Below are 19,724 nucleotides of genomic sequence, written 5' to 3' on the forward strand. Positions count from 1 at the left end.
GGCCCGGGCGGCGGCTGCCTCGGATCAGTCCGGTGGGCCGCCGCACCGATTGCGATCGTCTGCGCGCCCGGGTCGAGCCGGCCGCCGTCGGTGGCTGAGCGCGGATGCCGTGTTCCCGCTGCTGCTCGGGGTCGTGATCGCGGCCTCGGTTCCGGGAGCCGTCGGGCTGCTGACCGGGGTGCTGGCGACGGTGGCCCTGCATCGCTGCTTGCCGCTGGTCCGCACTCGCCGTGCCGAACGGGCAGCACGTGAGCAGACGCTGCTGCTGGCTCAACTTCCACTGACGGCAGACCTGCTGGCGGCCTGCCTGGGTTCCTCCGCATCTCCCGCACAGGCCGCCGAGGCGGTCGCCCGGACCATCGGTGGACCGATGGAGGCCCGGCTGACCGCAGTCTCGGCCGAACTGGCCCTCGGCGCACCGCCGGTGTCGTGCTGGGAACGGCTGGGCGAGGACTGTCCGGCCTTGGCGCCGCTGGCACGCTGCCTGGTCCGCACGACGGTCAGCGGCGCTCCACCGGCCGCCCCGCTCGCCGGTCTGGCCGTCGCCCAGCGGGCCGCGGCGGGGCGGGCCGCACACGCCCGGGTACGTAGGGCGGGCGTGCTGGCCACCGCTCCGCTGGGACTCTGCTTCCTCCCCGCGTTCGTGCTGATCGGGATCGTGCCCGTGGTGGTGGGCCTCGCATCCTCGTTCGCGCACAAGATCTGATCACCAGTCATATTTGCGCCGATCCAATCGGCTTACCGAAAAGGAAGTCCCCTCATGAACCGCATCCTGACCGATGTCGAACCCGTCGTGACCTTCGTCCCGTTCCCGCCGCACGACCGGTCCGCGCGCCTGTCGAGCGCGGTGGCCCGGCCCGCGACCGTGGCCGCGCTCGCCCTGCGCGCGGTGCACCTGCCCGCGGCCATGGACGGGAGGCCGAGTCGGCGGGAGTCGCCGCCCTCGCACCGTCGGCCGCGGCCCGGTGCGGGCCAACGGCTTCGGCGCGGACTGCGTCGACTGACGGGGTGGCCCCGTCGACGGTTCGCGGGCAGGCCGGACGGTGGCATGTCGACGGCCGAGTACGCCGTGGGCACGGTCGCGGCCTGCGGGTTCGCGGCCCTGCTCTACAAGGTGGTGACGGGAGGATCGGTCACCGCTGCGCTGACCGATCTGCTGGACCGGGCGCTCCATGCGGTCTGAACGGGTCCCGGACGGTGGGTTCGTGACCGCGGAGACTGCCGTGGTGCTGCCCTCGCTGATCCTGCTGATGGCGATGCTGATCTGGGGCGTGTTGACGGCGGCTGCGCAGTTGCGGTGCATCGACGCGGCCCGGGTCGCAGCCAGAGCGGCTGCCAGGGGCGACAGCGACGCCGTGAGCCTCGCTCAGGCCGTCGCGCCGGTGGGATCGGCCGTCCAACTGGTCGAGTCCGGGGACACCGTCCGGGCGCTGGTGGAAGCTCAGAGCCTGGGGCCGGGCGGGTTGGCCTCGGTGCTCTCCCTGACGGTCTCGGCGGACGCGGTGGCGGCCCGCGAGGACGCCGTAGGAAGGGAGGTGAAGTGATGCGAGGACGCGGCACGATGAAACTCGATCAGCCGAGGCCGGCGGGGCCTCACGAGGGCTGGAGGCTATGGAGGTCCACGCCGCGTGATTGCGAGCAGGGCTCGGCGACCCTCTGGTTGGTGGCGCTGGCGCTGCTCGGTTGCGCTGCCTTCGGGCTCGCCCTGTCCCTGGGTGCGGTCCTCGCCGCCAGGCACCGCGCCGAGTCCGCCGCTGATCTGGCCGCCCTTGCAGCCGCCGACCATCTGCTGCTGGATGCCGACGGCGGTTGTGCGCGAGCAGCGGCAATCGCTGCGGCTCACCGGGCCACCATGGTCTCCTGCGCGGTGGACCTCGGCTCGGACAGCGTCGAGGTCGAGGTGCGGGTGCCGGTGCGGGGCGTGCGAGTGCCGGTCGGCCCTGCCACGGCACGGGCGCGGGCCGGGCCGGTCTGGTCCCCGGCCGGCACGGACGAGCTGGAGCTGGGCGTGGCGACCGCCGTGACCGCCCGGGGTAGCCCGCCCCGTCTAGGAAGAACCGTCGCTCCCGCCGCCGCCCTGTCCCGGGGTGCGGTCCCCGCCACCACCGCCACCACCCGCACCCGCGCTGGCCCCCTCCTCGGCCGGCGCCCCGGCGAGCAGGGTGCTCAGCAGGCGAATCGCACCCGCCTTGTCCAAGGGGTCGTTGCCGTTCCCGCACTTGGGCGACTGCACGCAGGACGGGCAACCACGGTCGCACTCGCAGGAGCGGATGGCGTCCCTGGTCGCGGTCAGCCAGCGGACCGCGTGGTGGAAGCCGTGTTCGGCGAAGCCCGCGCCGCCGGGATGGCCGTCGTAGACGAAGACCGTCGGCAGCTGGGTGTCGGGGTGCAACGGGACCGAGACGCCGCCGATGTCCCAGCGGTCGCAGGTGGCGAAGAGCGGCAGCAGCCCGATGGAGGCGTGCTCGGCGGCGTGGGCGGCTCCGGGCAGCTGGTCGAACGGAACCAGCGCGTCGAGCAGCTGGTCCTCGGTGACGGTCCACCAGACCGCCCTGGTTCGCAGGGTCCTGGGCGGGAGGTCGAGTTTGGTCTCGCCGAGGATCTCTCCGGTGGAGATCCTCTTGCGGAGGAAGCCGACGACCTGGTTGACCACTTCTACCGAACCGAAGTTGAGGCTGCCTTCGCCCCAGGCGATGGTCTGCTCGGTGGACAGGACCGAGATGGCCGTGGTGTCCCGGGCCGCGGTGGTGTAGGAGGGGTTGGCGGGCTCGACGAGGGCGACCGAGGTCTCCAGATCGAGATCCCGGACCAGGTAGGTGCGGCCCTGGTGCAGATGGACGGCGCCGGTGTGCACGGTGGTGTGTGCGGCGGCGGCGTCGACGGTGCCGAGCAGTCGTCCGGTGGACTCCTCGACGATCTGGACCGGGTTCCCGCCGCTGCCCCGCAGGTCGACTGCGTCGACCGCCCGTTCCCGACGGGTCCAGTACCAGGCGCCGTCGGACCGGCGGCGAAGCAGCCCCCGCTGCTCCAGGACGGGGAGCAGCTGGGCGGTGGAGGGGCCGAACAGGTCCAGGTCCTGCGGCCCGAGCGGGAGCTCGGCGGCGGCGGCGCACAGGTGCGGCGCCAGGACGTGGGGGTTGTCCGGGTCCAGCACGGTCGCCTCGACCGGCCGGGCGAAGAGCGCCTCCGGATGGTGCACCAGGTAGGTGTCCAGCGGGTCGTCGCGGGCGATCAGGACGGCGAGCGCCCCCTGGGCCTCGCGCCCGGCCCGCCCGGCCTGTTGCCACAGCGAGGCCCGGGTGCCGGGGTAGCCGGCCAGCAGCACGGCGTCCAGCCCCGAGACGTCCACACCGAGTTCCAGGGCGGAGGTGGAGGCCAGGCCGAGCAGCCGACCCGAGTACAGGTCACGCTCCAGGGCGCGCCGCTCCTCGGGCAGGTAGCCGCCCCGGTAGGCCGCGATCCGGTTGGCGAGCGGCGCGTCGAGGTTGTCCTGGGCCTGCAGCGCCACCAGCTCGGCGGCCCGCCGGGAGCGGACGAACGCGACCGTGCGGGTGCCGGCGGCCACCAGATCGGTCAACAGGTAGGCGGCCTCGGTGGTGGCGGTCCGCCGAACCGGGGCGCCGTGCTCGCCGACGTGCTCGGTGAGCGGCGGCTCCCACAGGGCGAAGACCAGCGGGCCGCGTGGTGACGCGTCGTCGGTCACCGCCACGGCGGGCAGCCCGGTGAGCCGCTGCGCGGCCTCGGCGGGGTCCGCGGAGGTGGCGGAGGCGAGGAGGAAGACCGGATCGGAGCCGTACCGGCGGCAGACCCGGCGCAGTCGGCGCAGGACCTGGGCGACATGCGAGCCGAAGACGCCCCGATAGCTGTGGCACTCGTCCACCACCACGTACCGCAGCGTCTTGAGGAAGGAGGACCAGCGCGCGTGCGCGGGGAGGATGCCCCGGTGCAGCATGTCCGGATTGGTCAGCACATAGGAGGCGTACTGCCGGACCCACTCGCGCTCCTCGGGCGGGGTGTCGCCGTCGTAGAGCGCGGCGCGTACCCGGGCCGGGGCCAGTTCGGCCGCTCGGCGGCGCTGGTCGGCCGCCAGTGCCTTGGTCGGGGCGAGGTACAGGGCGGTGGCACCGCGGCCGTTGGGCGCCTCGGTGCCGTCCAGCAGGTCGCTCAGTACGGGAGCGAGATATCCGAGCGACTTGCCCGAGGCGGTTCCTGTGGCGATCACCACAGTTTGGCCGGCTTTGGCCAGTTTCATCGCCTCTGCCTGATGTGCCCAGGGCTGGGCCACACCGAGTTCGTGCGCGGCGGCCTGGATCTCCGGACGGATCGAGGCCGGCCAGGGGGCATGGCGAGCCTGGCGCGCGGGGAGATGCTCCGTATGGGTGAGCCGATCCGAGCGGTCCCGGCTGGCGACCAGGGTGTCGAGCAGGGCCTCGGGCAGGCGGTGGCTGGGCGGCATGGAGACCCAGTGTGTCACTGGAGTGACGGGGAATCGCGGCAAGCCATCGTGCGGGCATGCTGCCAGGTGGTTGAATGATGCGGTGGCGGCCAGATGGCCGGACCGGCGGCACCTGAGCCGGTCGCTCGACCATGCGGTGGAGACCGTTCACGCGGTGGAGACCGGCGGTGGAGACCGTCTGGGCGGGATCGGCGCTTGATAGGGCCGAGGCCGCCCGACTCGCCGTAGAACGCAATGTGACGTAGCAAGGCAAGGTGCTGGAGGTTCCGTGGACCTGTCCCTGTCGACCCGTACAGTCGGCGACCGCACGGTCGTCGAGGTTGGCGGCGAGATTGATGTGTACACCGCTCCTAAGCTTCGCGAGCAGCTGGTCGAGCTCGTCAACGACGGCAGCTACCACCTGGTCGTCGACATGGAGGGCGTCGACTTCCTGGACTCGACCGGTCTGGGCGTCCTGGTGGGCGGCCTGAAGCGGGTGCGGGCGCACGAGGGCTCGCTCCGGCTGGTCTGCACGCAGGAGCGCATTCTCAAGATCTTCCGGATCACCGGCCTGACGAAGGTGTTCCCGATCCACTCCTCGGTGGAAGAGGCCGTCGAGTCGACCGACTGATTCGGTTGGCCTGGGTCGTCCTCCACTGGTGGGCGCCCCAGGCCTGACCGCTGCCCTGGAGCGGTTCCTGCGGCTCGGCGGACGCAGGACTGCCGGCCGGTAGCGGCTGATGGACCGTCAGATCGGCAGGCGTGTGCTCAGCCTGTCCGATGCTCAGCTCAGCGCAGTGAACCCCGAGACAGCGCAGAGGACCCCGAGAGGGAGAGATGGCAACCGTCGAACTGCGATTCAGCGCCCTTCCCGAGCACGTGCGGACGGCACGACTGGTGGCGGCGGCGGTGGCCAGACGCGCCGGCGTCGACGAGTCGGTGCTGGACGAGGTCCGACTGGCGGTCGGTGAGGCATGTTCCCGCGCCGTGGGCCTGCAGCAGCGAGGTGACCTCGCCGGCGTGGTGCGGGTCGCGTTGATCGACCAGGAGAAGCGTTTCGTCATCGAGGTCGGTGATGGTGCCGGGTCGCTCAGCGAACTGGCCGAGCCCGCCGATGACGCCTCGGGTGACGGTTCCTCGGACGGTTCCGACGACACCCTCGGGCTCGCCGTGATCACCGGTCTGGTGGAGGACGTCGAGGTCGGTCGTGACGACGACGGCGGGCTGATCCGGATGAGCTGGCCGGTCAACCCGGCCTGAGGCGCAGGCAATCCGGCCCAGAGGCTCAGCTCTGCCGTTCGGCCTGAGGCGCGGGTGGGGGCCGTGGAGCCGTGGTGCTCCTGGGGCGGCACGCCGCAAAACCGCATTCCTGAGCATTCCTGAGCATTCCTGAGACGTAAAAACACCACGGAATCATGGGCGGGTGCCGAAAACCCTCGGTTTTCGGCACCCGCCCATGATTCTTTCTTCTCCCTTTGCGCGTGGTCTATTTCAATCACCCGTTGATTCCTACACTCGCTCCTGGATATCCGGTCGGGCCGAGCGCATGCCGGTCCGGTCGCCTGTGCCACCAGAGCCACTTGCGCGCCGTACGGACAGGTCGGCGTGCCGGTCGTCGGGGAGGACGCATGGCGGGAATCACGATCATCACGACTGCTGCAAAGACATCGGAGCTGGTGGCATCCGCAACAGCGGCACCAGTACGACCACGAATCTTGAGCGTTCTGGCCGACGGGTCCGCGGCGGCTGGAACCGGGGCGAGCGGATCCGGAAACTCCGCAGGGAGTGCGGTCCTCACCGCTGGAAACCAGGTGGTGGTCCTGGTCATCGGCTTGATCGCAATCGCCGCCCTCGGGGTGGCGGTGCTGCTGGTGCGTCAGGTGCTGGCGGCCGACACCGGGACGCCGACCATGCGCCGGATCGCGGCCGCCGTCCAGGAGGGGGCGAACGCCTACCTGGCGCGTCAGTTCCGCACCCTCGGGGTGTTCGCGGTCGGCGCCTTCTTCCTGCTGATGCTGCTGCCGGCGGACAACTGGTCGCAGCGGCTGGGCCGCTCGGTCTTCTTCCTGGTCGGCGCCGTCTTCTCGGCCGCCACCGGCTACCTGGGCATGTGGCTGGCGGTGCGGGCCAACGTCCGGGTCGCAGCCGTGGCCCGCGGGGTGACTGCCGGCCAGGAGCAGCCGGCCCAGCACCGCGCGATGCGGATCGCCTTCCGGACCGGTGGCGTGGTCGGCATGTGCACCGTCGGGCTCGGCCTGCTCGGCGCGACGGTCGTGGTGCTGATCTACCAGGCCGACGCGCCCCGGGTGCTGGAGGGCTTCGGGTTCGGAGCCGCCCTGCTCGCGATGTTCATGCGCGTGGGTGGCGGCATCTTCACCAAGGCGGCGGACGTCGGGGCCGACCTGGTCGGCAAGGTCGAGCAGGGCATCCCGGAGGACGACCCGCGCAATGCCGCCACCATCGCGGACAACGTCGGCGACAACGTGGGCGACTGCGCCGGCATGGCGGCCGACCTCTTCGAGTCCTACGCCGTGACCCTGGTGGCCGCGCTGATCCTGGGCCGGGCCGTCTTCGGCGACACCGGCTTGGTGCTGCCGCTGATCGTCCCGGGAATCGGCGTGGTCACGGCTGTCCTGGGCATCGTCGCGGTGGCCCCGCGCAGCCGCGACCGCAGCGGCATGACCGCGATCAACCGGGGCTTCTTCCTCTCCGCCGCGGTCTCGCTGCTGCTGGTCCTCGGGGCCGCCTACACCGTCCTGCCGGCGAGTTTCGGGCAGCTCCACCACGTCCCGGACGCGATCAGCCGGCACAGCGGCGACCCGCGGCTCTTCGCCCTGGTCGCCGTGGTGATCGGCATCGTGCTGGCGGTGGTGATCCAGCAGCTGACCGGCTACTTCACCGAGACCAGCCGGCGCCCGGTTCGCGATGTCGGGCGCAGTTCGCTGACTGGTGCGGCCACCGTGGTGCTCTCCGGCATCTCGCTGGGCCTGGAGTCGGCGGTGTACTCGGCGGTGCTGATCGGCGCGGCGGTGTACGGCTGCTACTTGCTGGCCGGCGGCTCCATCGTGCTCGCGCTCTTCGCGGTCGCGTTGGCCGGTACCGGGCTGCTGACCACGGTGGGTGTGATCGTGGCGATGGACACCTTCGGACCGGTTTCCGACAACGCGCAGGGCATCGCCGAGATGTCCGGCGAGGTCGAGGGCGCCGGCGCCCGGGTGCTGACCGAGCTGGACGCGGTGGGCAACACCACCAAGGCGATCACCAAGGGCATCGCGATCGCCACCGCCGTGCTGGCGGCCACGGCCCTGTTCGGCTCCTTCACCGACGCGATCGGCGAGGCGGTGAGCAGCGCCGGCGGCAGCGCGGTGATCGGCAGTCCGGCGGGCCTGAGCCTGGACATCGCACAGCCCAACAACCTGGTCGGCCTGCTGCTCGGCGCGGCGGTGGTCTTCCTCTTCTCCGGACTGGCCATCAACGCGGTCTCCCGGTCGGCCGGTTCGGTGGTCTTCGAGGTGCGCCGCCAGTTCCGCGAGCACCCGGGGATCATGGACGGCAGCGAGACGCCCGAGTACGCCAGGGTGGTCGACATCTGCACCCGGGACGCGTTGCGCGAGCTGGCCACCCCCGGGCTGCTTGCGGTGCTGGCGCCGATCGCGGTGGGTTTCGGTCTCGGGGTGGGCGCGCTGGGCGCGTACCTGGCCGGCGCGATCGGCACGGGCACCCTGATGGCCGTCTTCCTGGCCAACTCCGGCGGTGCCTGGGACAACGCCAAGAAGCTGGTGGAGGACGGCGCGCACGGCGGCAAGGGCAGCGAGGCGCACGCCGCCACGGTGATCGGCGACACCGTGGGTGATCCGTTCAAGGACACCGCCGGGCCGGCCATCAATCCGCTGCTCAAGGTGATGAACCTGGTGTCGCTGCTGATCGCGCCCGCCGTGGTGCGGTTCAGCTACGGCGCGCACGCCAGCGCCGGCCTGCGCGGGGCGGTCGCGGCGCTGGCGGTGCTGCTGGTGGTGGGCGCGGTGTACGCGTCGAAGCGCCGGACGGTGGACGTGGCCGGTGATGCCCCGTCACCTGCGGTGGAGTCGGCGGTCACGGCTGAAGCCGGCAGCTGAGCCCGGCGCTGCCGACCGGGCGGCCCCACCGCGGTCCTCGCGGTGGGGCCGCTCCGCGTGGTCTCCGGCGTGGCCCAGCGGGGTGCGCGCATGCTGAGATTGGATTGACAAACTGTTGAACGACCGGCTTCCCTGCTGTCGAGCGGCGGGCGTGACGCCGTGGGGCGCGACCTGAGACTCCCGAAGGGAAACCCATGCGGATCCGCATCCTCTGGCCGGCCGGCCAGGCCACCGCGACCTTGCGGTCGACTCCGACCAGCGAGGCGCTCTGGGCGGCGCTGCCGATCAGCTCCTCCGCCAGCACCTGGGGCGAGGAGGTCTACTTCGGCACCCCGGTCAGCGTGCCGCGCGAGGCCGACGCCCAACAGGTGGTCGAGCCGGGCACGGTGGCGTTCTGGACGGACGGCGACAGCCTTGCGCTCCCGTACGGCCCGACCCCCGTCTCGCGCGGCGACGAGTGCCGGCTGGCCAGCCCCTGCAACCTGCTCGGCGCGCTGGACGGCGACCCGAAGGTGCTCCGCGCGGTGCGCTCGGGCGACTCGATCCGGGTCGAGCGCGCCTGAGCCCCGGCGGCCGAACCGGACGGTGGGCAACGGGAACCGGTCCGAAGGCCCCGGCCGTCCCCGTAACGGTGTCGGGTAGGTTCACCCGGGACGGAACGCGGCCGGGCTGGACAGCCGGCCGGGCTGGACTGACGGAGGGCCCAGGGTGGACGAGCGAGTGCTGGCGAACGGGCGGGACGGGGCCGGGCGCTCCCAGCGCGGCGGGACGGTGCGTCGCGCGCTCGCGTTGCCGCTGCTCGGCGCACTGCTCGCCACCGGTGCGGCCGCCTGCAGCAGCGACAACAGCGCGCAGCTCGACTCCTGGGCCAAGCAGGTCTGCGACGGGCTGCGCGACCCGGTGACCCAGTCCCGCGCCGCGTTGGCCGACACCGGCCAGGTCAAGGGCGGCGAGTCGCCGGGCGACCTGCAGAAGCGGTTGGCGGCCGACCTGGGCACGCTCAGCACCACCAACCAGCAGACCGCCGATGCGATCGACAAGGCCGGGGCGCCGAAGATCGACAACGGTGCGGGCGTGCAGAAGGACGCCGTCAGCGAGCTGCACCAGGCCTCCCAGGGCTATCAGGACGTGCAGCAGAAGCTGACCGCGCTGCCGACCGACGACCAGGCGAAGTTCGCCGACGGGCTGAAGAGCATCGGCGACCAGGTGCAGCAGCTGGCGAAGGTCTCCACGGGCGCGCTGGACAAGCTGCAGGCCGGCGACCTGGGCAAGGCGGTCGCCAAGCAGCCGGGCTGCAAGAGCCAGCCGGCGACGGGCGCCTCGGGCAGCCCGGCGGCCGGCGGCGCGAGCGGGTCGCCGACGGGCGGCGGCTCCCCGGCGGCGGGCGGATCCCCGAGCACCGGAGCGTCGCCGGGCGCGGCCGGTTCACCGAGCGGCCAGCCGAGCGGGCAGCCGAGCGGGTCCCCGAGCGGCTCGCCGAGCGCGCCGGCCTCGGGTGGCCCGAGCGGGTCCGGCTCACCGTCCCCCTCGGCGCACTGACACGGGGGACAGACGCACCCGGGACGCCCGCAGCAGGTACCCGCCGCTGCTCCCCGCCCGTGGCACTGCTGCCCGTGGCGCCCCCGTGGCGCCCCGCCCGCAGCGCCCCCGCCCGCAGCGCCCCCGCCCGTGGCACTCCCAGCCCCGGCGCGCCCGCAGCAGTGGCTGAGCCGGTGGCGCCGTGGCGGGAGAATGGCGGAGTGACCATGCTTCCCGTTCCCGATCCTGTCCGTCTCGCCCGGCTCCGCGAGGCGTTGCTCGCGGCCTCGTACACCGCGGACGGCTGCCTCGACCTGCTCGGGCCCACCGCCTACGCCGCGCTGGCCCGCAGTGAGGCGGTGCCGGCCCTGCGGGCGACCCGTGGCGGGACCCCGCTGGAGACGCTGGTCAGGCTCTTCCTGCTCCAGCAGCCGGTCCCGCAGGCCGCCGCTGCCGCCGCGCTGCCGGTGGCGGAGGCGCTGGAGGACGGCTGGCTGGAGCGCGACGGCGAGCAGCTGCGCGCCACCGTGGACGTCCGTCCGTATGCCAACGAGGTGGCCGGGCTGGACAGTGCCGACGCCTGGGTGGTCTCCGACCTGGGCTGCTCGGTCGGCGGGGCGGGCGGGATCGGCTCCGGCGGCAGCGCCGCGGGGGTGCCCCGGCGCGAGCTGGTGCTCGGCGTCGGCGGCGCCTCCACCACGCTGGCCAACCTCGCCGTGCGCCGTCCGGTCCGCGCGGCCCTGGACCTCGGCACCGGCTCCGGTGTGCAGGCGCTGCACGCGGCCCGGCACGCCCAGCGGGTGACCGCGACCGACCTCAACCCCCGGGCGCTGGCCTTCGCCCGGCTGACCCTGGCGCTGTCCGGCTTCGAGAACGTCGAGACCGCCGAGGGCAGCCTCTTCGAGCCGGTGGGGGAGCAGCGGTTCGACCTGATCGTCTCCAACCCGCCGTTCGTGATCTCGCCCGGCAGCCGGTTCGTCTACCGCGACGGCGGGATGGCCGGCGACGAGCTCTGCCGCGGTCTGGTCCGGGGCGCCGCCGCCCGGCTGGCGCCCGGCGGCTACTGCCAGTTGCTGGCCAACTGGCAGCACGTCAAGGGCGAGGACTGGCACGACCGGCTGGCCGGTTGGGTGGCCGGCACCGGTCTGGACGCCTGGGTGGTGCAGCGCGAGGTGCAGGACGTGGCGCAGTACGCCGAGCTCTGGCTGCGCGACGGCGGGGACCACCTCGCCGCCCGGCCGGCCTACGAGCAGCGCTACAACGAGTGGTTGGACGCCTTCGAGGCGGCGCAGGTCGAGGGCATCGGCTTCGGCTGGATCACCCTGCGGGCCTCCGGTGCCGACCGGCCGACGGTCCGGATCGAGGAGTGGCCGCACCCGGTCGAGCAGCCGCTCGGCCCGCACATCGAGCAGTGGTTCGCCCGGCAGGACTTCCTGCGCACGCACGACGACGCCGCGTTGCTCGCCGCCCGCTACCAACTCGCCGACGAGGTGGTGCAGGAGCAGGTCGGCTCCCCGGGTGCCGAGGACCCCGAGCACGTGGTCCTGCGGCACAACCGGGGCATGCGGCGGGCGACCAAGGTGGACACCGTGGGCGCCGGCTTCGCCGGGGTCTGCGACGGCACCCTGGCGGCCGGCGAGATCCTCGACGCGATCGCCCAGTTGCTCGGCGAGGACCGGGTGCGGCTGCGCGACCGGGCGCCGGAGTCACTGCGGTTGCTGGTCGAGCAGGGGTTCGTGGAGCCGGTTCGCTGACGGATCGTCACGGGTGGTAGAGCGACGTGATGTTGGTGATCACGTTCGAGCTGTTGGCCGTGACGAGGTACATGTTCCCGTAGCAGTCGTAGGTCCGCACGCTCGACGGGTTGTGCAGGCAGTCGTCGACGTGCTTCATGAAGTCGTTCAGCGGCACCTCGGTCGGCTTGACCCCGGCGAGCAGCACCGTCTTGACGTCGTTGCTGAAGGTGAAGACGGAGGGGTTGCCGACGCCCTGGAAGTAGCCGTCGTCGTCGGGGCTGCAGACGAACTTCGCCTCCTTGGCCCGCATCCAGATGTGGGTGGCGTAGCCGTCGTCGGTGGCCTCGAGCACCCGGCCGACCTGCGCGCCGCGGGCGGCGCAGTCGTCGGTGGGCTTGGCGCTGCCGGACGGCTTGGCCGAGGAGCTGGGCTTGTGCGAGGCCGACGGCGCGGCCGGGGCCGACGGCTTCGTGCTGCCCGAGGGCGCGGCGGCCGACGGTGCGGCGGTGGAGGAGGCTGCGGCCGAGGCGCTCGGCTGCGGAGCGGCCGACGGCGTCTCGTCCGGCCCGCACGCGGTCAGCGTGAGCGCGGCCGAGGCGAGGACGAGGACGGTGGCGGACAGACGGCGAGCTCGCATGGTGGTACCCCCCAGGGTTCTGATCGTGCACCGGCGCTGACGGCCGGTCACCTGCTCTACGTGGGGGCGGTCCACGGCGGTTGCCGCTGTTGCGTGGTTATGACATCGGTTCACCGATCCGTGACCTCGTCTTTTCCCGCCGTACCCCGAAAATCGGCCTGCGGTTGTCTCCGGCTTGCCAGCCTGCGCACGCAGCGGGCACGAGCAGGGCAGGGGGCACAGGTGGAGGCATCGACGGTGATGCTGGCGGGGGGCGTGCTGACGTTCTTCGGCGGCGCCCTGCTGCTCTGGTGCGCGGCCGAGCTGCGCCTGCGCCACCGCCTGCGCCGGCACGGCATCCCGGTGACCGCGACCGTGCTCCCGGACCCGTCTCCGAGCCAGGCGCTGGACCCCTCGCCGCTGCTCTCCTACCCGACCCTGCCGACGATCGGCGCGCTGCCCACCGCGGCGCCGACGATCGATGCGCTGCCCATCGCGGCCCGCCCCGCCGTGCTGGCCCGCCCGCGCGGCAGCACGCCGCTGCGCCGCCCGGCCCACCTGGTGCCGGGCAGCTCGGTGCGGGTCAGCTACGACCCGCGCCGCCCGGCCCAGGTGGTGCTCACCGGCGCCGGTACGGCGGCCTCGCTGCCGCTGGACGTCTTCTGGATCGTGCTCGGCACCAGCAGTCTGGCCGGCGGGCTGAGCCTGCTCGCCTCGGTCGTTCTGCGCTGATCTGACCCCTTCTGTCGGCCCTGCCGCGGCACCGTGCGGACACCGCGCCGACACCCGCTGATCAGAACCACGCGGCGGGAATGGCCATCATCGGGTTACCGTTCGAGTGGCGTCGGTCGGCCTTGCCAGTGAAAAAGCGGGATCCGTCCGTTTGACAAGGGTGACCAGGGTACGGTCACACTCCGCTGGTGGGGTCGTCGCGAAGCGGCAATCCCAGGCGTGGTGTGCCGGGCGGCGGCCAGCCGTCGGCCAGCGCACAGGAAACGACCGGGAGAGAAGAGCGAAGGTGTCCCCGAGCAGCGAGACCGCGCAGGGCGGGAAGCGACTCGTCATTGTCGAGTCGCCCGCCAAGGCGAAGACGATCAAGGGCTACCTCGGCCCCGGCTACATCGTCGAGGCGAGCGTCGGGCACATCCGCGACCTGCCTGGTACCGCGGCAGAGGTCCCCGACAAGTACACCGGCGAGGTCCGTCGGCTCGGCGTCGACGTCGACCATGACTTCGCCCCCATCTACGTCGTCAACAGCGACAAGAAGGCCCAGGTCAGCAAGCTCAAGCAGCTGCTGGCGGAGTCCGACGAACTCTTCCTGGCCACCGATGAGGACCGCGAGGGCGAGGCGATCGCCTGGCACCTGCAGCAGGTGCTCAAGCCCAAGGTGCCGGTCAAGCGGATGGTCTTCCACGAGATCACCAAGGCCGCCATCCAGGAGGCGGTGGCCAATCCGCGCGAACTGAACCAGCGCCTGGTGGACGCCCAGGAGACCCGCCGGATCCTCGACCGCCTCTACGGCTACGAGGTCTCGCCGGTGCTCTGGAAGAAGGTCATGCCGAAGCTCTCGGCCGGCCGGGTCCAGTCGGTGGCGACCCGCCTGGTGGTCGAGCGGGAGCGCGAGCGGATCGCCTTCACCTCGGCCTCCTACTGGGACCTGGTGGCCACCTTCGCGACCGGCCGGACCGCGGCGGACGCCGCCAACCCGGAGAGCTTCGGCGCGCGACTCGCCACGGTGGACGGCAAGCGGATCGCCAGCGGTCGCGACTTCGGTCCGGACGGTCGCATCAAGAGCGCCAACACCCTGCACCTGGACGAGCAGGCCGCCCGCGCGCTGGCCGCCGCCCTGGAGCAGACCGCGTTCAGCGTGCGCAGCGTCGAGTCCAAGCCCTACCGCCGCTCGCCGTACGCGCCGTTCCGCACCACCACGCTGCAGCAGGAGGCCAGCCGCAAGCTGGGCTTCGGCGCCAAGCGGACCATGCAGGTGGCCCAGAAGCTGTACGAGAACGGCTTCATCACCTATATGCGTACCGACTCGACCACCCTCTCGGAGACCGCGGTCACGGCCGCCCGGGCCCAGGTCACCCAGCTCTACGGCGCCGACTACCTGCCGGACGCGCCGCGGGTCTACGCCAGCAAGGTCAAGAACGCCCAGGAGGCGCACGAGGCGATCCGCCCCTCCGGCGACCGCTTCCGCACCCCGGCCGAGACGGCGCTGAGCGGCGACGAGTTCAAGCTCTACGAGCTGATCTGGATGCGCACCGTCGCCTCCCAGATGAAGGACGCGGTCGGCCAGTCGGTGACGGTCAAGGTCGGTGGCACCTCGGCGGACCGCCGGGACGTCGAGTTCTCCGCCTCCGGCAAGATCATCACCTTCCACGGCTTCCTCAAGGCCTACGTCGAGGGTGCCGACGACCCCAACGCCGAGCTGGACGACCGTGAGCGCCGGCTGCCGCAGGTCACCGAGGGCGACCCGCTGGCCGCCGAGCAGCTCACCCCCGAGGGCCACGCGACCAAGCCGCCGGCCCGCTACACCGAGGCCTCGCTGGTCAAGGAGCTGGAAGACCGGGAGATCGGCCGGCCCTCCACCTACGCCTCGATCATCGACACCATCATCAACCGCCGCTACGTGTTCAAGAAGGGCACGGCCCTGGTGCCGTCCTTCCTCTCCTTCGCGGTGGTCAACCTGCTGGAGAAGCACTTCGGCCGGCTGGTCGACTACGACTTCACCGCCAGGATGGAGGACGACCTCGACCGGATCGCGGCCGGCCAGGCCGAGTCCGTGCCGTGGCTCAAGCGCTTCTACTTCGGCGAGGGCGAGGGCGCGGGTGTCGCCGCCGAGGCCGGCAACGGTGACGGCGACCACCTGGGCGGTCTGAAGGAGCTGGTCACCGACCTGGGCGCGATCGACGCCCGGGAGATCAGCTCGTTCCCGCTGAACGCCGAGATCACCCTGCGGGTCGGTCGGTACGGGCCCTACGTCGAGAAGGCCTCGCAGACCCCCGACGAGCCGGGCCAGCGCGCCGACATCCCGGACGAGCTGCCGCCGGACGAGCTGACCGTCGAGCTGGCCGAGGAGCTGCTGGCCAAGCCCAGCGGCGACTTCGAGCTGGGCCACGACCCGGAGTCCGGCAACATGCTGGTCGCCAAGGACGGCCGGTACGGTCCGTACGTCACCGAGATCCTGCCCGAGGGCACCCCGAAGACCGGCAAGAACGCGGTCAAGCCGCGCACCGCCTCGCTCTTCAAGACGATGTCGCTGGACAGCGTCACCCTGGAGGACGCGCTGCGGCTGCTCTCGCTGCCCCGGGTGGTCGGCACCGACGCCGAGGGCGTGGAGATCACCGCGCAGAACGGCCGGTACGGCCCGTACCTCAAGAAGGGGACCGACTCGCGCTCGCTGACCGACGAGGAGCAGCTCTTCACGGTCACCCTCGAGGAGGCGCTGGCGATCTACGCCCAGCCCAAGCAGCGCGGCCGCGCCGCCGCCGCCCCGCCGCTCAAGGAGCTGGGCACCGACCCGGTCAGCGAGCGCCCGGTGGTGGTCAAGGACGGTCGCTTCGGCCCGTACGTGACCGATGGCGAGACCAACGCGACGCTCCGCAAGGACGACGACGTGGAGACCATCACGCCGGAGCGCGGCTACGAGCTGCTCGCCGAGAAGCGGGCCCGCGGCCCGGTCAAGAAGACGGCCAAGAAGGTTCCGGCGAAGAAGGTGGCGGCGACCAAGACCGCCACCAAGACGGCCGCTAAGAAGACGACCACCGCCAAGAAGACGGCCGCGAAGAAGACCACCACGGCCAAGGCGACGGCCGCGAAGAAGACCGCCGCCAAGAAGACCGCGGCCTCGAAGACGGCCACGGACGAGGGCTGACCCCCGTATGACGACCGGGGGCGGTGAGCTGGCTCACCGCCCCCACGTCACAACCCGGTCATAGCTGGGATCCGGAGCGCCCTGCGCCCTTTGGCGCCGGGCCCCGACCGCTACGCTGACCGTATGACGAGCGAGGAGCAGCCCACCCCCACTGCCGAGGCGCCCGAACTCCCCGAGGTGGCGCCCGCCGGTACCCCGGGCGAGCGAGCCCGGGCCCTGCTGCGACTGCGCCCGTACCGACGCCTCTGGGTGACCCAGCTGGTGGGCGGCACCGCCGACCGGCTGGCGTTCCTGGTCCTGCTCGCGCTCACCGTCACCGCGGCGAGCAGCGCCGAGCAGTTCGGCGGCGGCTACCGGGGGGTCGCCTTCGCGCTCACCCTGGTCTTCGCCGTCCGGCTGCTGGCCGCCGGGCTGCTCGGGGTGCTGCTGCTCGGTCCGCTGCACCGCCTGCTCAGCACCTGGGTGGACCGTCGCTGGACGCTGATCGGCGCCGACGGGCTGCGTGCGGCGCTGGTCGCCGTCGCGCCCTGGTGGTCGGTCTGGACGCACGGCTCGGCCGCCACGTACGCGCTGTTCGGCACGGTCTTCGCGGCCGGCGCCGCCGAGCGGGTCTGGTCGGCGGCCAAGGGCGCCGCCGCCCCCGCCCTGCTCCCCGCCGCCAACCCCTATGCGCCGACCGGCGAGCAGCGGCCCTCGGCCGCCAACCTGGACACGCTGCGCACCCTGGATCTGCGCACCGGCTGGGCCACCGTGCCGCTGGCGGCGGTGCTGCTGGTCGGCTGCACGCTGCTGAACAACCTGGTGGCCGCGCTCGGCTCGCACTGGCTTCGCGAGCACCAGCTGACCACGGCCGCGCTCGGCGCCGCCCTGCTCTTCGTCGCCTCCGCGGTGCTGCTCTACCCGCAGGACCTGTCCGCGGCGGTCGGCGCCGGCCGGCCGAGCTCCCCGCTGCAGGGCCTGCGGGCGCCGACCGACGCGACCCCGGGCCCGGCGCTCGGCAAGGGCCGCACCGGCTCGGCCCCCTACTTCACCTTCTCGATCGCCGCCGGCTACGCGGCGATGGCCGGCACCGCCGCGCTGGCGCTGCTCACCGCCGCCGAGCACGGCGCCGGGCCGGTCGGCTACGGCCTGCTGGTGCTGGCCGCCACCGGGCTGCCTTGGCTGGGGCTGCGGCTGACCCGGGTCACGCTGCCCGCGCTCTCCCGTCGCCGGCTGCTGGCGGTGGCGCTGCTGGTGCTGGGCGCGGCGCTGATCCTGGCCGGGCTGGTCTTCGACTACGTGCTGATCCTGCTGCTCACCTCGGTGGCCGGGGTGGCCGCCGGCCTGGTGGTCGGGGTCGGCCGCGGGCTGCTCGCCCAGGAGGTCGAGGAGGCTCGGCTGGCGAGGGTCACCGAGCACCTGTACGCGGTGCTGCGGATGGTGGTCGGCGGCGCGTTGGTCGCCATGCCGCTGCTCGCGGCCGGCTACGGCGAGATCGACTACGGCAACCGGACGCCCGGCAGCTTCACCTTCATCCACGGCGGCGCCGCCCTCGCGGTGGCCACGGCCGGCGTGCTCACGCTGGCGTTGGCCGGCGTGGTGCTGATGAAGACGGACGACCAGCGCGGCACCGTGCCGTTCGGCCGCGAGCTGCTGGAGGCGCTCGGCCGCGGCCGCGAGGTGCCCGAGCACCGGGCCAGCGGCAGCGGCTTCTTCATCGCGCTGGAGGGCGGCGACGGGGCCGGCAAGTCCACTCAGGCGCAGGCGCTGGCCGAGTGGATCCGCAGCAAGGGCCACGAGGTGGTGCTGACCCGCGAGCCCGGCGGCAGCCCGGTCGGGCAGCGGCTGCGCGGCCTGGTGCTGGACGTCGGCAACACCGGCCTGTCGCACCGCGCCGAGGCGCTGATCTACGCCGCCGACCGGGCCGAGCACGTGGAGAACGTGATCCGGCCGGCGCTGGCCCGGGGGGCGGTGGTGATCACCGACCGTTACATGGACTCCTCGATCGCTTACCAGGGCGCCGGGCGCGACCTGGCCGCCACCGAGGTGGCGCGGATCTCCCGCTGGGCCACCGGCGGCCTGGTGCCGGACCTGACCGTGGTGCTGGACGTCGACCCGACCCAGGCCCGGGAGCGGTTCACCGAGGCGCTGGACCGGCTGGAGTCCGAGCCGACCGAGTTCCATGCCCGGGTCCGGGCCGGGTTCCTGGCCCTGGCGGCCGCCGACCCGGTGCGCTACCTGGTGGTCGACGGCAGCAGGCCGGCCGCCCTGGTCACCACCGCGATCCGGCACCGGCTCGACCGTGAGCTGCCGCTCTCCGAGCAGGAGAAGGCGGCCCGGCGCGAACAGGAGCGGCTGGCCCGTGAGGAGGCCGAGCGGCGCGCGGCCGAGCAGGCCCGGCTGAAGGCCGAGGCCGAGGCCGCCGAGCGCAAGCGGCTCGAACTGCTGGAGCAGCTGCGCGCCGAGCAGGCCGAGAAGGACCGCCTCGCCAAGGAGGAGGCCGACCGCAAGGCCGCCGAGGAGGCCCGGAAGGCGGCCGAGGAGGCGCGGCTGAGGGCCGAGGCCGAGGCGAAGCAGCGAGCTGCCGAGGAGGCCGAGCGGCGCGCGGCGGAGGAGGCCCGACTGGCCGCCGAGGCAGCCGAGCGGGCCCGGCTGGAGGCGCAGGCCGCCCAGCAGGCCGAGCTGCAGCGCCAGCGTGACGTGCAGCGCGAGGAGCAGCGGCGGCGCGCCGAGGAGGCCCTGCAGCGGGCCGAGGCGACCCGGCTGGCGGAGCAGGCGGCGGCCGCGGCCGCCGCGGCGAACGACGCCGAGGCGGTGACCGCCGAGATTCCGTTGGCCGAGCTCCCCTTGGCCGGGACGGCGCAGGTCGACGTGGAGGAGCTGACCGAGGAGATCTCCGAGGAGCAGCGCCGGGCGGCGGTGGCGGCGGCCGAGGCGGCGGTCGAGCGTACGGCCGTGCTGCCGACCGTGGCGGAGCCCGGGCGCGCTGAGCCGAAGCCGGTGCAGCCGAAGCCGGTGGGTCCGAAGCCGGTGCAGCCGAAGCCCGCGGATCCGAAGCCGGTGGATCGCACGGCCGACCGCAAGGAGGCGCCGGTGGAGCGGACGGCTGTGCTGCCGACGGTCGGCTCCAGCGAGCTGCCGCCGGTGCGACCGGTCGAGGAGCGGGTGCCGCCGGGCCTGTGGCGTCCCGAGCCGGCCGACCGCACCCGCGAGCTGCCCGCCGTGGAGGAGCGTCGCCCGGCCCGTCCGTCCTGGGCCGAGGAGACCCCGATGGACGACCTGCCCAGCCTCACCGACTCGCTGCTCGGCTCCCGCGACGAGTGGGCCCGCTGGGAGCAGGTCGACCCCGAGGACGGCGAGCCCGAGGCGGACGGCAAGGGCCGCAAGCGCCGTAAGTGAGCTTGTCCGAGCTGGGCCGTATGCTCGCTGACGGAATGTGCAGCGGCGGAGT

The 19,724-nt window shown here is 73.0% G+C and carries 14 protein-coding genes and 1 pseudogene; 13 read left to right on the plus strand and 2 right to left on the minus strand.

The window, feature by feature from the left end; translation table 11 throughout:
• Nucleotides 1–109: 109 nt before the first annotated feature.
• The 4 genes and pseudogenes from BR98_RS40505 to BR98_RS42620 form a co-directional block, all read left to right on the plus strand.
• The gene (locus BR98_RS40505) at nucleotides 110–706 is read left to right on the plus strand and encodes a type II secretion system F family protein (protein WP_035847610.1); all 597 of its coding nucleotides are present in this window, start codon (nucleotides 110–112) and stop codon (nucleotides 704–706) included.
• 54 nt (nucleotides 707–760) lie between these two features.
• Entirely contained in the window at nucleotides 761–1,183 is a 423-nt protein-coding gene (locus BR98_RS42370; protein WP_324606689.1) for a DUF4244 domain-containing protein, read from the plus strand.
• Nucleotides 1,184–1,205: 22 nt separating this feature from the next.
• A complete protein-coding gene (locus BR98_RS24680; RefSeq protein ID WP_232247523.1) occupies nucleotides 1,206–1,544 on the plus strand; it encodes a TadE family type IV pilus minor pilin in 339 nt (112 codons plus the stop codon).
• A gap of 17 nt (nucleotides 1,545–1,561) precedes the next feature.
• A pseudogene (locus BR98_RS42620) lies at nucleotides 1,562–1,909 on the plus strand (Rv3654c family TadE-like protein); the annotation flags it as partial.
• 138 nt (nucleotides 1,910–2,047) lie between these two features.
• Here BR98_RS42620 and BR98_RS24685 read toward each other — a convergent pair.
• Nucleotides 2,048–4,456 (minus strand): DEAD/DEAH box helicase, encoded by a 2,409-nt coding sequence (locus tag BR98_RS24685; protein ID WP_083976944.1) that lies wholly within the window; start codon nucleotides 4,454–4,456, stop codon nucleotides 2,048–2,050.
• Between the two features lie 268 nt (nucleotides 4,457–4,724).
• On the opposite strand from BR98_RS24685, the gene bldG reads away from it, so the two are divergent.
• The 6 genes from bldG to BR98_RS24715 all read left to right on the plus strand — a co-directional run bounded on the left by bldG (nucleotide 4,725) and on the right by BR98_RS24715 (nucleotide 11,822).
• On the plus strand, nucleotides 4,725–5,066 hold the full coding sequence (gene bldG / locus BR98_RS24690) for an anti-sigma factor antagonist BldG (RefSeq protein WP_035847612.1): 342 nt from the start codon (nucleotides 4,725–4,727) through the stop codon (nucleotides 5,064–5,066).
• Between the two features lie 206 nt (nucleotides 5,067–5,272).
• On the plus strand, nucleotides 5,273–5,695 hold the full coding sequence (locus tag BR98_RS24695) for an ATP-binding protein (RefSeq protein WP_035847614.1): 423 nt from the start codon (nucleotides 5,273–5,275) through the stop codon (nucleotides 5,693–5,695).
• Between the two features lie 575 nt (nucleotides 5,696–6,270).
• On the plus strand, nucleotides 6,271–8,550 hold the full coding sequence (locus BR98_RS24700) for a sodium-translocating pyrophosphatase (RefSeq protein ID WP_407639538.1): 2,280 nt from the start codon (nucleotides 6,271–6,273) through the stop codon (nucleotides 8,548–8,550).
• Between the two features lie 194 nt (nucleotides 8,551–8,744).
• Nucleotides 8,745–9,113: a cyclophilin-like fold protein gene (locus BR98_RS24705; RefSeq protein WP_035847616.1), complete on the plus strand. Its 369-nt coding sequence runs from the start codon at nucleotides 8,745–8,747 to the stop codon at nucleotides 9,111–9,113.
• A 145-nt stretch (nucleotides 9,114–9,258) separates the two neighbouring features.
• Nucleotides 9,259–10,089 carry a hypothetical protein gene (locus tag BR98_RS24710; RefSeq protein ID WP_051970172.1) on the plus strand — a complete coding sequence of 277 codons (831 nt, stop codon included), beginning with the start codon at nucleotides 9,259–9,261 and terminating at the stop codon, nucleotides 10,087–10,089.
• Between the two features lie 206 nt (nucleotides 10,090–10,295).
• Nucleotides 10,296–11,822, plus strand: coding sequence for a DUF7059 domain-containing protein (locus tag BR98_RS24715; protein ID WP_035853790.1), 1,527 nt, complete (start codon nucleotides 10,296–10,298; stop codon nucleotides 11,820–11,822).
• 7 nt (nucleotides 11,823–11,829) lie between these two features.
• On the opposite strand, the gene BR98_RS36645 is transcribed toward BR98_RS24715, so the two are convergent.
• Nucleotides 11,830–12,441: a hypothetical protein gene (locus BR98_RS36645; RefSeq protein ID WP_051970173.1), complete on the minus strand. Its 612-nt coding sequence runs from the start codon at nucleotides 12,439–12,441 to the stop codon at nucleotides 11,830–11,832.
• 222 nt (nucleotides 12,442–12,663) lie between these two features.
• Here BR98_RS36645 and BR98_RS24725 point away from each other — a divergent pair, with 222 nt between their 5' ends.
• From BR98_RS24725 to tmk, 3 genes are all read left to right on the plus strand, one after another.
• On the plus strand, nucleotides 12,664–13,152 hold the full coding sequence (locus tag BR98_RS24725) for a hypothetical protein (RefSeq protein WP_157537925.1): 489 nt from the start codon (nucleotides 12,664–12,666) through the stop codon (nucleotides 13,150–13,152).
• A gap of 286 nt (nucleotides 13,153–13,438) precedes the next feature.
• Nucleotides 13,439–16,294, plus strand: coding sequence for a type I DNA topoisomerase (gene topA / locus BR98_RS24730; protein WP_035847622.1), 2,856 nt, complete (start codon nucleotides 13,439–13,441; stop codon nucleotides 16,292–16,294).
• A 123-nt stretch (nucleotides 16,295–16,417) separates the two neighbouring features.
• Nucleotides 16,418–19,672 carry a dTMP kinase gene (gene tmk / locus BR98_RS24735; RefSeq protein ID WP_035847623.1) on the plus strand — a complete coding sequence of 1,085 codons (3,255 nt, stop codon included), beginning with the start codon at nucleotides 16,418–16,420 and terminating at the stop codon, nucleotides 19,670–19,672.
• Nucleotides 19,673–19,724 lie beyond the last annotated feature (52 nt).

The sequence above is a fragment of the Kitasatospora azatica KCTC 9699 genome, assembly GCF_000744785.1.
GTDB lineage: Bacteria > Actinomycetota > Actinomycetes > Streptomycetales > Streptomycetaceae > Kitasatospora > Kitasatospora azatica.

Excerpts from the sequence above, each read along its gene's own strand:
- BR98_RS42370 (WP_324606689.1), top strand. The coding sequence starts at position 761 with ATGAACCGCATCCTGACCGATGTCGAACCCGTCGTGACCTTCGTCCCG.
- BR98_RS24685 (WP_083976944.1), bottom strand. The coding sequence starts at position 4,456 with ATGCCGCCCAGCCACCGCCTGCCCGAGGCCCTGCTCGACACCCTGGTC.
- BR98_RS24695 (WP_035847614.1), top strand. The coding sequence starts at position 5,273 with ATGGCAACCGTCGAACTGCGATTCAGCGCCCTTCCCGAGCACGTGCGG.
- BR98_RS24705 (WP_035847616.1), top strand. The coding sequence starts at position 8,745 with ATGCGGATCCGCATCCTCTGGCCGGCCGGCCAGGCCACCGCGACCTTG.
- BR98_RS24715 (WP_035853790.1), top strand. The coding sequence starts at position 10,296 with ATGCTTCCCGTTCCCGATCCTGTCCGTCTCGCCCGGCTCCGCGAGGCG.
- BR98_RS36645 (WP_051970173.1), bottom strand. The coding sequence starts at position 12,441 with ATGCGAGCTCGCCGTCTGTCCGCCACCGTCCTCGTCCTCGCCTCGGCC.
- tmk (WP_035847623.1), top strand. The coding sequence starts at position 16,418 with ATGACGAGCGAGGAGCAGCCCACCCCCACTGCCGAGGCGCCCGAACTC.